This is a genomic window from Legionella antarctica (genome assembly GCF_011764505.1).
In the GTDB taxonomy this organism is placed as follows: domain Bacteria; phylum Pseudomonadota; class Gammaproteobacteria; order Legionellales; family Legionellaceae; genus Legionella; species Legionella antarctica.
The window spans coordinates 720,785-736,570 of record NZ_AP022839.1 but is presented as its reverse complement, the minus strand read 5'-3'; the positions used below and the strand labels follow the sequence as shown (position 1 = coordinate 736,570).

Genomic DNA, 15,786 nt, shown 5'->3' with positions numbered 1-15,786 from the left:
TTGATGTTAATTAAACAACTTACACTAACGCTCATCCAAGGGTGCCTTTTTTCTGGGGGGAATGCCGTAGAACGAACACAGAGGTGAGAGGGTTTATACCATAACGCCTATCTATGCAGCTCAACGCCGGACGGACCGACAAAGCCTGTACCCTGAGATGGTATGCATCCGGATAACCGCCCCGTTGGGAGTGACACATTACAAACAAATAATTGTTGTAATACTTCATCAGGAACAAATGCTAATGTTCCCTGAGAGTTTAAGCCAATATTACCAGTACCATCAAACATGCCTGCTGTAACCGCACAGTTTTCCAATAAGCCCGTTCCGTCTTCTCGAACATCACAGAGAGTTACAGACTTGCTTCCTGCGTTACTTATATATGCATGTCTACCAAGGGGGCTTAAAATAACACCCTCTGGTTCATTAAATTGAGCCCCAATTGTGCATCGCAAGGACCCACAACTTGCCCTGAAACCTGACAAACCGAAACAGAGTTGCAAAAACACCATCAAAACTCTAACAAGGTCGGCAAAGGGAATCAATATAAATTTTTTGGTCTTAAACATGACAGCACAACAGAGATATAAAACGTTGGAGACTGTTTGCACATGGAAAAACCTGGCGCAATTTACCAATCACGGCCTTTCCCAAGATGTATGATTAACCTGATTATGCAAAATAACGTCCAGGAAGAAATAGGTCAACGTTCGGAGAATCCAAGAGTAATCCTTTAACTTATTTGTGGAGGATTAAGCGCTACTCAGAGAAGTCCCGATGAATAGATGTAACTGCGATGTGACAAGCACGCACTCAAAATGTATGGCAAAGATTTTCAAACAGTATTTTCCGATTTGACATCGCCCCAAAATCTAATATGCTTAATTATAGTGCAGAAAATTTTAAGGAATGCTGCACCAGAAGTTAATAGTCAAGGAGAATCATCATGTCCGACTTCAATGACAATGCAAAGGAAATAAAAGATAAGGCTAATGTTTTATATGATACTGCTAAAGAAAAGGCGTCAAAGGCATATACTGAAACCAAACCCAAAGCTGACGAATTAGCAGCAAAAATTAGTGATACTGCATCTGATTTATACGATTCAGGTAAGGTAAAACTATTTCAAGCAGAAGATTATATAGAGGATTCAATTGACTCCCTGGCTCACTCTATCAGAAAGCAACCACTTACTTCAGTAATGATTGCAGCAGGCATAGGTTATCTTTTTGCTAAATTTATTAAATAAACACTGCTGAAATACTTTAAGGACTCTCCTCGCAGGAAATCAACAGCTGCAATCTGGAGCGCTGTATGGCCCCAGAGCAGTAACATACCCTACGACTCACCTTATCTAATTAAATCATTTAATAAAAATAGGTTTAATTTATTAAATGATATTGATAAGGTACCTCTAACAGAAGAGCCTCTATTGAACTCTCTACAAACCAGCTATCAGATTTTAATACTATTTAATTGAGATGTCACATGAACTATAAAATTACCAGACATTATGCCAGAGGCGAAGAAAAATTCATCGCTGAGTTTAATGAGTTAAATGATGCGCGTTTTTTTATGACAAAAAAATCATCTATAGACGATCTGGAGAGAAAAAAAACCATCTATAGGCTATATGATGACTATGAACTATTGCATGCATTAAACAAAGAAAACCTCTCTATTACCCATGCCAAATACGCAGACGGTACTAGTGATTTTAACAATGCAGCTCCATTTATTTACCAAGTCATGATAAAAACCATGGATTCTTTAGAAAGAGAAACCATTGCTCAATTTAATGATCAAAATGATGCCACTCTATTTGTCGTTTGTAAATTTGAGGATGATAATACGTTACATAATGACGATTTACTCTTACTGTTTAAAGATAAAATTTTAATTGATACGGCAAACAAAACTATCCTTGCAAATCGAAAAAAAGAATCTAGCGGATCCAGTAGCAACGAGAAAGGATCCATTTATAAGCTAAGCCCATTATCAACCAGGCCAACACCTGGCGGTGGCCCCGCCGATTATTGGGTTAAAAATGAGGATGAATAAACTCATTACTCTATATAAACAACACCTCAATCTTCAAGAAGCTTCCCCTTTAAACACTTAGACCATCATGATGCAATGTGAGTCAGGCCTTCGAATAAATTTCTGAATCCGCCCAGGCAGCGACTCAAAGAACGTTAATCTCTGATATATGAGCAATCGCTCAAGCATTGGTGATTTTTACCGAAAAATAATTGTTTTAACTTGTATTTAATCGCTGACCGCTTTGTATTTATCAAACATTTCATTCCAAAGCAACTGAATATTCGATCTTGAAACAGGGATATTAATAACCTGACTAGATAGAAATCCAGCTTGCTCACATGAATTTAAAAATGAAAACAACCCATCAAAATATCCTTTTATATTTAAAAAACCTATGGGTTTTGATAATTCTCCAATTTTTATTGCGTTCCATGTCTCAATTGCCTCTTCCAGTGTCCCAAGGCCGCCTGGCATTACAAGAAACATATCAGATATTTTTTGCATCATGGCCTTTCGTTGCTGCATGGAGTCTACAATATGTAATTCATCTAATATTTTTAGCGGTTTTTCTTGGTCAATCAGATGATGAGTAATTATTCCCACCACCTTTCCACCATTTTCTTTTACAGTATTGGCAAGAAGCCCCATCATCCCTAAACTTGAACCACCATAAACCAGAGTAAAACCATCAACAGCTATTAGCTTACCCAATAAAATTGCCGCTTCACTATACTCATTAACATTACCAAATTGAGCCCCCAAATAAACGCAAACAGTTTTCATATAGTTCCAATGATTCGAAAATAAATCACAAATATGATGCGATAGTAGGTTAATTTAAGAATGGAAAGCAACCGCCCCTAATGTAGCTGAAGGCGAGCCAGCGAAAGAAAAGATAAATATCACCTGTTTTATTTGATGAGGTATTTTTTAATCTTAACCATTCTTAGCGCATCAAAAAAATATCAGGAAAAATCGTATTTTTTCCTGGCTTTTAAATACCATCTACCAAGACCACAAGAATTTTACTCGAAACCCTCTTTAATTCAAGAGACAGGATACCTAAGCATCTATTAACTGTTTTATTTGAAATGATTCGCTAATGTGAGTATTTTAAACTATTACCTAATAATTAATTGTAATTACTCTAAAGATTAAAGGATTGATTGGATGCGCTGTAATTATCGGTTTATTGCTTTTCTAATGATGAGCTCACTAGTAACTCGAGCTAGCACGCTGACATTCAATCAAGCGATAACACTAGCCTACCAAAACAATCCTAACTTACAGGCTCAATCTGCTGTCGTTGAACAAGCAAAAGGGTTATTTATCCAATCGAGATTATATCCAAATCCTTCTGTAGTCATACAGGCTGAAAATATTGGTACCCCTTCCACTCTGGAATCGGGGTATACTGGAACAGAAGAAACCATTTCAATCGGGCAACCAATCCCCTTGGGAAACCGATTATATTATCAGGGTGAAGCCGCCAAAATGGATTTCTATGCAGCCTGTTTGAAACTAGAAGTTACTCGTTCCTCACTCTATATCGATGTAGGAAATGCTTTTGTGGATGCTTATTACGCTCAGTATTGGACCAACGCCTCAAGACGTCTGGTTAAACTTAATCAATTGGTGGTTTCAAGTATTAAAAAACGATTAGAAATTGGCGCTAACTCGGAAGTTGATTTAAGATTAGCAGAGATAGGACTTGATGAGGCTATCATTGTCTTTAACAGAGCTCGCCGAAATGAATTAAAATCTAAAATTACTTTAGCTAATTTAGTAGGTGTGGAGAGCCTTAGAAAACGAGTTATCAACGAACATGGACTCTCCCACCAGCTTGACACATGGCCTTCTATTAAAAAACGCATCCTGGCCAGCAATCTGATTCAAGCTCAAATGGCTTTAGTTAAGGCGATGGGCTCTCGCATTACTGCAACCGCCAAACAAGTCTGGCCAGATTTAAATCTGCAATTAGGTTTCCGTCATTTTGGTCTAAATGATCAAAAAGCCGTTGTCATTTCTGCTAATGCTCCAATTCCAATTTTCAACCAAAATCAAGGCAATGTTTATTCGGCGCAAGCAAAACATACTGAGACAATTAAAGATTTACATCAATTAAAATTAAATCTAAATACTGCCTTGTACGGAACTTTTTTAGATGGATTGCAATTAAAAGAAGAGACCGAGAGGGTGACTAAAAGAATGTTACCTAATGCCAATAAAGCGGTGGAGTTAGCTCGCGAGGGTTTTGAGCAAGGTCGTTATAGCTATCTTATTCTAAATAACGCCATGCTTATGCTTAATCGTGAAGAAAAACACTATACTCAAGCGCATGCCAATTATCATAAAGCAATTATTAAAATCCAAGGGCTGTTGATGAATAATAAATCTCAGGAAAAATAACCATTTAAAAAAGGAATTTCTGTGAAAAAATACTATTATCTTCCAATCATCGCAGCACTCCTTATTGCAGGCGCGTTATGGTGGTTTTCTGCCCAATATACAGTTGCAACCGTTGCTTCATCTAATATTACTAGCCTCGGGGAAGAGCTTGGCCCACATATGGGCCGTTTATTCCATGATAAGGGTTTCACTTTGGAGCTCGTTACAGAACACGAAGGTCAAGAAGCTAAATTTAAGGCTTACCTCTCGTCAAAAGGCCATGCAATTTCGCCGTCCAAAGTAACTCTTACTGTTGAATTAAAACGTCTTTATGGAGATGTAACTACCATCACTTTTGCCCCTCAAAATGACGCTTTGGTTAGTAAGCAGGATATTCAAGAGCCTCGTTCATTTGATGTCAAAATTAATGCAATTTATGAGAACAAACACTACACCTGGAGCTATTCCTCTTATGAAGGAAGGGTTACGTTAAGTGATAAAACAGCAGGAGAGGCGGGTATTAAAGTCAATACAGCAGGACCTGGTGTAATAAAAAAATATGTTCATCTTAATGGACGTATTACGCTAAATCGCAATACAACGACTCAAGTTCGAGCTCGTTTTCCAGGGGTCGTCAAAAATGTATTCGTCAAGTGGGGTGACTCGGTTAAAAAAGGCGACTTATTAGCCACGATTGAAAGTAATGAAAGTTTGAAAGAGTATGAGGTTCGTGCACCAACAGATGGCCGTATTCTTACCAGAAACAGTACACCTGGAAATGTGGCTGGAACAGAGCCCCTTTTTACCATTGCAAACTTGGCAAATGTCTGGGCGGAACTTCATGTTTTTCCGCTTGATTTAGGTAAAATCAATGAGGGGCAAATGGTCACCATTCATTCGCAGGAAGAGGACAGGGAGGTGAGCGCACCTATTACTATGATTTTGCCTACTACCGATCCTCTTAGTCAAACTGTAATTGCCATTGTTACTATTCCCAACCCGACTGAAAAATGGCGTCCTGGGACCATTGTAAAAGCTGATGTACTTATTGAAGAAAAACCAGTCTCATTAATGGTTAAAATTTCAGCGATACAAAACATCAATGACGCTAAGGTCATTTTTATTAAAGCAGGAAATCGATATGAAATGCGTAAAGTTGAATTAGGTGAACAAGATGAACAGTGGGTGGAAATAGAAAGTGGTTTAAAACCAGGTGCAAGCTACGTAGTCAGCAACAGTTTTTTAATTAAGGCTGATATTGAAAAGTCAGATGCTGAGCATGAGCATTAAATCAGGAAGATTATGCTAGAACATATTATTCATTTTTCCATTCGCAACCGTTGGTTTGTCCTGTTGGTGGTTCTATTTCTCATGGGGTTTAGCGTTTACAATTTTAAAAAATTGCCCATAGACGCAGTACCTGATATTACCAATGTGCAAGTGCAAATTAATACAGAGGCTGAAGGGTATTCTCCATTAGAAGTAGAACAGCGCATTACGTACCCTATTGAAACAGCCCTGGCAGGTATTCCTAAGCTTGACTACACTCGCTCTCTTTCACGCTACGGGCTTTCCCAAGTGACGGTAGTGTTTGACGAAGGCACTGATATTTATTTTGCGCGCCAATTAATCACAGAAAGATTACAACAAATTAAAAGTCAATTGCCCGGTAGTTTGGAGCCTAAAATGGGACCCATTGCTACAGGATTAGGTGAAATTTTTATGTATGTGGTTGAGGCAATACCTGGAGCAGTCAAAGAGGATGGTAGTGCTTATACGCCAATGGATTTACTGACAGTACATAAATGGATTATCTTACCACAGCTGCGTCATACCAAAGGGGTGATTGAAGTTAATTCAATTGGAGGTTATGAAAAGCAGTTTCATGTCATGCCTTTTCCACAGAAATTACTGGCCTATCAATTAACGATTGAAGATATCATTGGTGCATTAGAAAAAAACAATGCCAATATGGGCGCAGGTTATATTGAAAAAAATGGTGAACAGTATTTGATTAGAATACCAGGGCAGGTGAAAACGATTGAAGACATCAAAAAAATAATTGTTGCTAAAAAAGATGAGGTGATTATTCGTATTGAGGAAGTAGCTGACGTCAAGTTAGGTTCCCCATTAAGAACGGGCGCTGCCATCCAAAATGGTAAAGAGGTCGTTCTTGGGACTGCCATGATGCTCGTTGGTGAAAATAGCCGCGAGGTCTCTGTTCGAGTGGCTAGTAAGTTAGACGAAATCAATCGCAGCCTGCCAAAAGGTGTTATAGCCAGACCAGTTTACGATAGAACTAACCTTGTGGATAGAACGATTGCCACAGTCGTGAAAAACTTATTGGAAGGGGCATTGCTGGTTATTGTGATTCTCTTTCTCCTTTTGGGTAATATTCGCGCGGCTCTAATAACAGCAGCCGTTATTCCTATTTCAATGCTCATGACTATTACTGGAATGGTGGCACAAGGAGTATCTGGAAACTTAATGAGCCTAGGCGCATTAGACTTTGGATTAATTGTCGATGGGGCTGTTATTATTATTGAAAACTGCGTACGCCGGTTTGGGTTAGCGCAACATGAACTGGGACGCATCTTAACTAAAGAGGAGCGATTTAATCTAACCTCAGTCGCAGCTGCTGAAGTTATTCGTCCAAGTATTTTTGGGGTAGTCATTATAACTGTTGTTTATCTCCCCATATTTACTTTGTCAGGTGTTGAAGGAAAAATGTTTCACCCAATGGCGTTAACCGTGGTAATGGCGCTTCTATCAGCCTTATTGCTTTCTTTAACTTTTGTACCCGCAGCTGTCGCGTTATTTATAAGTGGTCGTGTAGAGGAAAAAGAGAATTTTATTATCCGCTTTATTAAACAAGGGTACGAACCTCTATTAAATTGGAGTATGGATAATCCGTGGAGCATGGTCTGCGGTGCTGTAGCTGTAACAGCAGTAAGTTTATTATTGCTTTCACGTATCGGCGCTGAATTTATTCCAAGTCTTGATGAGGGAGATATTGCATTACATGCCATGCGAATTCCTGGTACGAGTTTATCTCAGGCTATTCTAATGCAAGGTACCTTAGAAAAGCGCATTAAACAATTTCCAGAGGTAAAGGAGGTTTTTAGTAAAATTGGCACAGCGGAGGTGGCTACTGATCCAATGCCTCCTAACGTGGCAGATACCTTTATCATGCTAAAGCCTCGCTCAAAATGGCCCAATCCTAAAAAATCCAAAGAGGTATTAGTTAATGAGATGGAAACTGCGGTCAAAGAAATTCCAGGCAATAACTATGAGTTTACTCAACCTATTGAAATGCGATTTAATGAACTTATTTCTGGCGTTAGAAGTGATTTAGCGATAAAAATTTTTGGTGATGACATTGAGCAGCTACTGGCTTTAGCGAGTCAAGTCAAGGGAGTGTTGCAAAAAACCTGGGGGGCTTCTGATATTAAAATTGAGCAAGCCAGTGGTTTACCCGTGTTATCGATAATCCCCAATAAAACAGCCTTTCAACGTTACGGGCTAAATATTGCAGACGTACAAAATTTAATACAAATTGCTTTGGGCGGTAAACAGGCAGGACAATTATTCGAAGGCGATCAGCGTTTTGATATTGTGGTGAGATTACCCGAGGCTCTCCGAACGGACATTAATATTTTAAAAGAATTACCAATTCCATTGACCCTAGAGAGTAATCATGGCAAATCTAATCCCAGCTATGTCCCTTTGAAAGAGGTGGCGAAATTAACCTTCGCTTATGGCCCTAATCAAATTAGCCGTGAAAATGGTAAGCGTCGTGTGGTAGTTACGGCAAACATTCGAGGACGTGATTTAGGTGGGTTTGTTGAAGAGGTTAAAGGTGTTATTAATGAACAGATTAAATTGCCTGCCGGGATCTGGGTAAATTATGGTGGTACATTTGAGCAGCTTATTTCCGCTGAAAAAAGGTTAATGATAGTAGTACCTATTACTTTATTACTTATCTTAGGTCTTTTATTTATGGCTTTTGGCTCTGTACGCATAGCATTACTCATTTTCTCGGGCGTTCCCTTAGCATTATCAGGAGGAATCGTAGCCCTGTGGTTAAGAGGGCTACCCTTTTCTATTTCGGCAGGTGTCGGCTTTATTGCATTGTCCGGTGTAGCAGTATTAAATGGTGTCGTGATGGTCTCATTTATCCGCAGTCTAATTAAAGAAGGAGAGGCGCTGCAAATTGCTATTATTAAAGGAGCGCTAACTCGTTTCAGACCCATCTTAATGACAGCTTTAGTCGCAAGTCTTGGTTTTGTACCTATGGCTATAAATGTTGGCACAGGCGCCGAAGTGCAGCGACCACTTGCGACAGTAGTTATTGGTGGTATTTTGTCATCTACTTTTTTAACCTTACTTGTTTTACCAGGGCTGTTCTTGATTGTGCATAGAAAAATTCGGACTATTAATGCGAATAAAAGCGTAAACTCTGACTAGATAAATTATTTGAACCCACGGGGCTTTTGAAATGGAACTGCTATCATCAAGAGCCATTAACCGATTCAAGAGGGTTAGGCATCCTTCCAGGGCAGCACATGAACATACCGCCATAGAAATGGGAAAGAACCAGGTACATTCGTAGTGTATTGATATATCATAATTTATTTGCCAGTTTACTACTTGACCAAAAAATCACAGATAACTTGTGCGAACTTATCTGGGTGTTCCAATGAAAGTAAATGCCCCGCCTCCGAGAATGTCAGCATCTGTGAATCAGGTATTAAATCCGCGAAGGTCTTAACTTCATCTGGGGAACAAATCCTATCTTCATCACCAGCTATAAATAGCGAGGGAGCTTTAATATTTCTAAAACATTCAGCTTCATATTTGTATCCGTTCGGTGAACTACGGGTTGCATTAGAAGAAGGGGTTAATTCATCTTGAGATTAAAAGGAAGAAGATTCGTGAAGTCTTCTGCGGTTTTACAGAAGCGGATTTTTTCGAAGAGGACTTTGAGGTAATCAAAAGGATTAAGGCCATTGGACTTAGCTGTTGCAATAAGGCTATAGAATAATGCCCCAGCATGAGCCCCTCTAGGGCTTCCAGACATGAGCCAGTTTTTTCTGCCCAGAGCAAAAGGCCTAATGATGTTTTCAATGGCATTATTATCAATCTCGAGCATCCCATCAAGCAAATAAGCAGTAAGCTCCTTCCATCGCTGAGACATGTAAACTAAGGCATCACCCAGCTTTGATTTGGGTACCGCATTTTTTAAGGATTGGTCAAGCCAAGTCTTTAAAGCGTCAAGAATGGGTTTTGATTGTTCGAGCCTTATCTGATAGCGTTGTTCTGCCGTATAGTTCCCATCCCGAGCAATTTTTTCAATGGCATAGAGCTTTTGAATATACGCCACGGCCTGATGTGATTTACCTGTGGTTTTAGCCAGTTTGACAAGCTCAGCAAAAGGACGTCTGGCATGTGCAAAACATCCCAAATGAATAATATCAGGATGGTCATCAACCCAGTCATAACCAACATACCCATCTGTTTGTAAATAGCCTTTAAACTCTTTAAGTAGTTCTTTAGGCCATTGGGCTTGTCGGGTTTCACGATAATCAAACACAATGATTTTTTTATCCGGTTTGTGATTCTGGTATACCCACATATAGCTCTTGGATGTATTTTTTCGATTAGGCTCATCCATCACCTGAAGTGGTGTTTCATCGGCCTGAAGGTAGTTTGATGCAACCAGCTCTTTGATTAGAGCGTTCCTCATTGGGCTACATACCTCAGATGCTGCCATTATCCATCCACATACTGTATTGCGAGCCATCTCAATGCCCATTCGTTTCCAGATGTGCTCTTGACGGTATAAAGGGAGGTGGTCTTGGTATTTACTAATAATGGCATGAGCTACAAGGCTTGGTGTGGCAATGCTTTTAGGAAGGAATAATTGCGGCATAGGGGCAATGCTTACCCCTTCATCACAACGATTACATGCATATTTGGGTCGCACATGGGCAATGACCGTCAGCTTTGCAGGAACAAACTCTAGCTGTTCCGTGACCTCTTCGCCAATACGTTGCTTCATACAGCCGCAAGCACACAGTTTTTCTTCTTCTGCAATGTCATGCTCAATGGTTTCACGGGGTAACTCTGGAGGTAATGGGCGTCGTACTGGTTTTTTGCGAGTATAGGTGACCGTAATTGTATTATCTTCTTGCGGCAGCTCTGTGACCTCTATGCTTTCTGCTTCATCAAATTGCAACTCGCCTTGCAGAATATTGTGTTCAGATGAGGGAGAGTATTTACGCTGTTGAGCCAGTTTGAATTGCTCTAGCATATTAAAATACTTTTGCTTCCATTCCAGAGCTTCTTTTTTTAATTGATTAATTTCTTCCTGCAAAGGCATTAAAAGTGATTGGTCTTTTGAGGAAATCATGGCTGGTTTAGTGCTTGTTTTAATGGTGATATTATACCATAACCACCATGATTTCTTCAGTGTTTTTCAATGAAAATCACGGTAAATCACCGGGTTTCCTCCTTGATGAAAGGTGAATTTATTGCTGGCCATGAGCCATTTTAAGTGCTCTTTTGTCAGCTCAATATGACCTTGGGTATTGCGGGGGAAAATGAATTTCCCTTTCTCTAATCTGCGGTACCATAAGGTAAAACTCTGCTCTTCATAGTACAGTGCTTTTAACTTATCTCCTCCTCTGCTACGAAACAAAAATAAATGACCTGCACTAAGCTCCATTCCAAAAACTTCATGCACCAGAATGGCTAGAGTATTAATGGATTTGCGCATATCAGTTATTCCACAATATAAATGCACTTGAACATCATCTGGAATTAACATAAGGTCATCAACTCCCTTAATAATATCAGTCGGTGTTGATGGTCAGCTGCATCAAGTTCACAGCGTATTTTATTAGGGAGTTCAATAACTAATTTAAACACTGCCTTAGCAGAAGGTAATGGAGTAATAATAAGTGGCTCAAATAAAGCCTCTTTGGCTGGGGTAACTGCTTTAGACTCTTTCTTGAATTTATTGCGATAAAATCTGAGCCTGGAGTCTGATATTCCTTTATTACGGCAAAATAATCCTGGTGCTAAACCACTTTCCTCATAGGATTTAACCATGTCACTCCAGTACTCATCTCTTTTTGTCATCGTCTACTCCAATAGTTATGGTGTAGCGATCTTCTTCAATTTTCACTTATTCCTCTAGGTGTATTTCACCGAACGGATACTCATATTTAAACGCACATTGTGCGGCAAAGTGTCTCTTGAGCCCTATCAATGATTTTGGCTGCGGCTCTTTTGACGGTTGTGCCAACGCGGTGAAATTTTTTTCCAGAAATTGATTTGAGAAAACCCAGGACAGCCCTATTTTTTCAATTAGGTTCTCTGGTAAATTTAACTCATGTAACTGTATCAGCGTTTCCACAAATAATCGTACATGAGCATTTATATTTGCATAGCTGACACAAGCAATCATTTTATTTATTTTCGCAGGATATTTCTCAGCAAATTTCGCGGCGATTTGTCCGCCCATGGAATAGCCTACCAAATGAGCTTGTTCAAGTTGCAACGCCTGCATTAAACCCGCTACATCATCTGCCATCATTTCTATACTGTATGGGATGTCGGGCTGATCTGACTTACCAACCCCACGGTTATCGAATTGAATGACCTGATAGTGCCGGGTTAATGCATCTACCACAGAATCAGGCCAAACGCTCTGATGGTCGCCGTTCAAACCGCTAATTAGAATAACTGGATAACCTTTGCCTTTAGTTTGATAATATAGAGAGATGTTGTTTGCAATTATTTTGGGCATAGTTATTTATCACTTTAAGGTCAATTGTATAACTAATTTTATAAAAAGTGTAGCATGAGTGTTTCGCTAATCGGAATTCATCCCAAACAATACTGGGATTGGTCAGAACGGAAGGATTTGCATCTGAACGATATTTATCCTGAATTTTCTTAACACTACGACTTGTCTATTAACCAATAGCGATTAAGAGCCAGTCTTTTAACCTAAGAGCAACATCATGCTTAAGATAACTATATCCGCTAACGACATGACATGGCAAAACGAGGCAAGCATTTTATTTTCTTTGTGAGAAAAAATCCTGTTCACAGAAGTTTTCACAGGAAGAGCTGCAGAAGGCAACTGGTTGGAGTGCATCGACTAGATGGCTTTATACCTGTGTTGGTATAATTGATATGACTCTTAATGATTTCATAGCTTTGCAAAAACAAACTCATTAGTGCAGAGAGAGAGAGTAGTCAATTATATTGTGTTCTTGATTTAGCAACCCCGTAATTGGGAAAGACCAAAAAAAATTTAAAAGTGTAGCCAAGATGTGTTTCTGATGCGGGGGAGATTCTATAAACCCTTACTGGGATTGGTCGGGACGGAAGGATTTGAAACTTCGACCACTAGCACCACATGCTGTTTCCTGACGTTTTCAAATGATTCCATAAATTTCCAAATAATACCTATAACCATTGATATATGAAGGTTATATCTATATCATCGTTTCCAATTATTACCAAATAATTTCATGTCGATCCAAAATAATTTGGATCGTTATTTGGATCGACTTGGATCGAAGAGAATAAAGTTAATATGAAGAAAACTGTATTTAGAGATTCTTACATCAATGGTTTAAAACCCAAAGACAAGACTTATCGTGAAACCGAAGGAAATGGCTTTTATATTCGCGTAACACCTCAAGGGAAGAAAGCTTGGCTATATCGTTATTACTATGCAGAGAAAGATCACAGCATCACACTAGGCTATTATCCTGCAATGAGTCTCGGCCAAGCACGAGCGGCCTACCAAACGCTTTTTGATCTTTGGCAGTCAAGCGTTGATCCTAAAGCTCATTTAGCCAAACTTGATGAAGCTAAAACTAACACCGTTAAAAAACTTGTCTTAGGATGGTACGAAAATTACATCGAAAAGGAACGCAAACAACCTCAGCAGATCAAACAACTCATCGATGCAGATATTATTCCTTTACTGGGCGACATTGAATTAGCCAAGCTTTCCCCTGCTCTAGTAACAACTGCACTCGATAAAATCGTAAAACGAGGCGCACGTGTTCATGCCAATAAAGTTTTGTCGGCATTAAAACAAGCTTTTAACTACGGAGTAAGACGTGGTGCTTTAAAAGAAAATCCAGCCATATTATTACAAGGCCGAGATATTGGGGGAATTGAAAAGCCAAGGGATCGTTACCTAACAACAGGTGAAATTAAAATCTTGTTATTATTTTTAGACAGCGATAATAGCCGCATGTCTCTACAGACAAAACTCGCTATAAAAATTATCTTACATACAGGCATTCGCTCCGGTGAACTGCGGCTCGCAACATGGTCTGAAATTGATTATCAAAACTCACTCTGGACGATACCCAAAGAACATACGAAGCAAGATGAAATAATGCGGATCCATTTAACTGAACCTGTGAAAACAATGTTTAGGGAGCTTCAATACGGCTGCAAATCTGATTTTGTATTATCTGCCAAGGAAGACGTACCAATAAGTCCCAAGGCGCTCTCAAGAGCCATTAACCGTATTCAAGAGCGCGTAGGTATCACTCACTGGACAGCACACGACTTAAGACGTAGCTTTTGCACACAGCTTGGTGAAACACTTCATATTGATCCTGTGGTTATTGAAAAATGCTTAGGCCATAAAATGCCTAAGATCATGGCTACTTATAATAGAAATGAAATGCTTGTTCAGCGTAAAGAAGCATTAATTAAATGGAGTCATTACCTTGAAAATTTATTACAAGACAATGTAGTACCAATTCCCATTAAGCAAACAGCGATGTAGTAAAAACATGTGATCGTTACAATTTGTCACGAACTGAAATATAGATAATTAATTGGAAGGCATTATGGAGCAGAAATCTCAAATTATTATTTACCAAACAGAAAATGGACAGACCAAAATTGATGTTCGTTTGGAAAATGAAACCGTTTGGCTGTCACAAAAACACATGGCCGAGTTATTTCAGAGTAGTAAACAAAACATCAGCCATCACATCAGTAGTATTTTTGATGAAGGAGAATTATATCCAGAGGCAACTGTCAAAAATTATTTGACAGTTCAAACTGAAGGTAAGCGCAATGTTACTCGTGATATTGAATTTTACAATCTGGATATGGTCATTTCTGTTGGGTACCGAGTAAAATCTCATGTGGCTACGCGTTTCAGACAATGGGCTACGCAACGAATTCATGAATATATCATTAAAGGCTTTGTGTTAGACGATGAGCGACTAAAAAATCCAGATCAACCGTTTGACTATTTCGAAGAATTAGTTCGCCGCATTCAGGATATCCGCACTTCAGAAAAACGTTTTTATAGGAAAATCACTGATATTTACGCGACCAGTGTAGACTATGATCCAACGCTAGATATCAGCATAAAATTCTTTACAACTGTTCAAAATAAACTGCATTGGGCTATTACAGGCCAAACAGCAGCAGAGATTGTCAAAACAAGAGCAAACAGCTCTAAACCCAATATGGGACTCACGAATTGGCGGGGCAATCTACCAAGAAAACATGATGTAAGCATTGCTAAAAACTATCTAAATGAAGCCGAATTAACCGCATTAAATAACTTAGTTGAACAATATCTTGTATTTGCTGAAGGCCAAGCAATGCGTCGCATTCCAATGACGATGGCTGATTGGATAAAAAAATTAGATGGCTTTTTGACCTTAAATGATCGTGAAATATTATCTCATGCTGGAAAGATTTCGCATGACTTAGCCAAGCAGTTTGCTGAACAAAAATACGAATTATTTCATCAAAAACAAATAGAGACTTTAGCAGATGGTGATAGCGACTTTGAGAAAACGATTAAAACAATTACACATGCAAAAAAGGACAAATCCAAATAATAATAAAAAATATTGATTCTCGAAGAATACCTACTTGCCAATTAAATGAAGCAAAAATTAGGAATAAAAAGGGATAAGATTAGGAAATAAATCTATTAAAAACTTTAAAAATAAAAGAGTTAAATATTATAAAAACAATTAACGTATCCTGTCAGAATCGCCGGGTAAGTGTCTGCCACTGAGTCCGGATTAATCCGAGCCGCGCGCGTCAGCAAGCGGAATTCTTTAAAAATATTCAAAATACCTATTGACACGGTTTTTCTGTAAAACTGATGTTTTTCCATATCAAACGTAAGTCATGCAATATGCATGCCCTAAGATCCCCAAGATCACAATGTAGCCCCTTTCACTAATAAAACATCTCCCTCCTGAGGTCAGATTTTTTCTTAGCCCTTAGTGGCGTTAAAACTCGAAAAATGCGTTCAAAAAAAGTCATGTTATGATTGCC

At 38.9% G+C, this 15,786-nt stretch carries 14 protein-coding genes; 7 read left to right on the top strand and 7 right to left on the bottom strand.

Annotated features, from left to right (window positions below; genetic code table 11):
- Nucleotides 1–107: 107 nt before the first annotated feature.
- Nucleotides 108–569 (bottom strand): lactonase family protein, encoded by a 462-nt coding sequence (locus tag HRS36_RS03655; protein WP_173236289.1) that lies wholly within the window; start codon nucleotides 567–569, stop codon nucleotides 108–110.
- A gap of 377 nt (nucleotides 570–946) precedes the next feature.
- On the opposite strand from HRS36_RS03655, the gene HRS36_RS03650 reads away from it, so the two are divergent.
- Nucleotides 947–1,249 carry a hypothetical protein gene (locus HRS36_RS03650; RefSeq protein ID WP_173236288.1) on the top strand — a complete coding sequence of 101 codons (303 nt, stop codon included), beginning with the start codon at nucleotides 947–949 and terminating at the stop codon, nucleotides 1,247–1,249.
- A 239-nt stretch (nucleotides 1,250–1,488) separates the two neighbouring features.
- Nucleotides 1,489–2,061 carry a hypothetical protein gene (locus HRS36_RS03645; RefSeq protein ID WP_173236287.1) on the top strand — a complete coding sequence of 191 codons (573 nt, stop codon included), beginning with the start codon at nucleotides 1,489–1,491 and terminating at the stop codon, nucleotides 2,059–2,061.
- 207 nt (nucleotides 2,062–2,268) lie between these two features.
- Here the strand turns inward: HRS36_RS03645 and HRS36_RS03640 are convergent, their stop codons facing one another.
- Complete coding sequence (locus tag HRS36_RS03640; protein WP_173236286.1) at nucleotides 2,269–2,826, bottom strand: LOG family protein; 558 nt, start codon at nucleotides 2,824–2,826, stop codon at nucleotides 2,269–2,271.
- Between the two features lie 420 nt (nucleotides 2,827–3,246).
- On the opposite strand from HRS36_RS03640, the gene HRS36_RS03635 reads away from it, so the two are divergent.
- Genes HRS36_RS03635 through HRS36_RS03625 form a run of 3 tightly spaced genes read left to right on the top strand, consistent with a single transcriptional unit; the run spans nucleotide 3,247 to nucleotide 8,898 of the window.
- Nucleotides 3,247–4,452 carry a TolC family protein gene (locus HRS36_RS03635; RefSeq protein ID WP_226905562.1) on the top strand — a complete coding sequence of 402 codons (1,206 nt, stop codon included), beginning with the start codon at nucleotides 3,247–3,249 and terminating at the stop codon, nucleotides 4,450–4,452.
- 21 nt (nucleotides 4,453–4,473) lie between these two features.
- Nucleotides 4,474–5,721: an efflux RND transporter periplasmic adaptor subunit gene (locus tag HRS36_RS03630; protein ID WP_173236284.1), complete on the top strand. Its 1,248-nt coding sequence runs from the start codon at nucleotides 4,474–4,476 to the stop codon at nucleotides 5,719–5,721.
- Between the two features lie 12 nt (nucleotides 5,722–5,733).
- On the top strand, nucleotides 5,734–8,898 hold the full coding sequence (locus HRS36_RS03625; protein WP_173236283.1) for an efflux RND transporter permease subunit: 3,165 nt from the start codon (nucleotides 5,734–5,736) through the stop codon (nucleotides 8,896–8,898).
- A gap of 179 nt (nucleotides 8,899–9,077) precedes the next feature.
- Here the strand turns inward: HRS36_RS03625 and HRS36_RS19005 are convergent, their stop codons facing one another.
- The 5 genes from HRS36_RS19005 to HRS36_RS03600 form a co-directional block, all read right to left on the bottom strand.
- Nucleotides 9,078–9,242: an alpha/beta fold hydrolase gene (locus tag HRS36_RS19005; protein WP_420814323.1), complete on the bottom strand. Its 165-nt coding sequence runs from the start codon at nucleotides 9,240–9,242 to the stop codon at nucleotides 9,078–9,080.
- A gap of 89 nt (nucleotides 9,243–9,331) precedes the next feature.
- Nucleotides 9,332–10,843, bottom strand: coding sequence for an IS66 family transposase (gene tnpC, locus HRS36_RS03615; protein ID WP_173236282.1), 1,512 nt, complete (start codon nucleotides 10,841–10,843; stop codon nucleotides 9,332–9,334).
- Nucleotides 10,844–10,909: 66 nt separating this feature from the next.
- On the bottom strand, nucleotides 10,910–11,260 hold the full coding sequence (tnpB, locus tag HRS36_RS03610; protein ID WP_173236281.1) for an IS66 family insertion sequence element accessory protein TnpB: 351 nt from the start codon (nucleotides 11,258–11,260) through the stop codon (nucleotides 10,910–10,912).
- Complete coding sequence (tnpA, locus tag HRS36_RS03605) at nucleotides 11,254–11,574, bottom strand: IS66 family insertion sequence element accessory protein TnpA (RefSeq protein ID WP_173236280.1); 321 nt, start codon at nucleotides 11,572–11,574, stop codon at nucleotides 11,254–11,256. The genes tnpB and tnpA overlap by 7 nt, the downstream gene beginning before the upstream one ends.
- Before the next feature lie 46 nt (nucleotides 11,575–11,620).
- The gene (locus tag HRS36_RS03600; RefSeq protein WP_173236279.1) at nucleotides 11,621–12,244 is read right to left on the bottom strand and encodes an alpha/beta fold hydrolase; all 624 of its coding nucleotides are present in this window, start codon (nucleotides 12,242–12,244) and stop codon (nucleotides 11,621–11,623) included.
- A gap of 798 nt (nucleotides 12,245–13,042) precedes the next feature.
- Between HRS36_RS03600 and HRS36_RS03595 the strand changes: the two genes are divergently transcribed.
- Together HRS36_RS03595 and HRS36_RS03590 are read left to right on the top strand one after the other, a co-directional pair.
- Entirely contained in the window at nucleotides 13,043–14,260 is a 1,218-nt protein-coding gene (locus HRS36_RS03595; RefSeq protein ID WP_173236278.1) for a tyrosine-type recombinase/integrase, read from the top strand.
- A gap of 64 nt (nucleotides 14,261–14,324) precedes the next feature.
- Nucleotides 14,325–15,338, top strand: coding sequence for a virulence RhuM family protein (locus HRS36_RS03590; RefSeq protein ID WP_173238436.1), 1,014 nt, complete (start codon nucleotides 14,325–14,327; stop codon nucleotides 15,336–15,338).
- Nucleotides 15,339–15,786 lie beyond the last annotated feature (448 nt).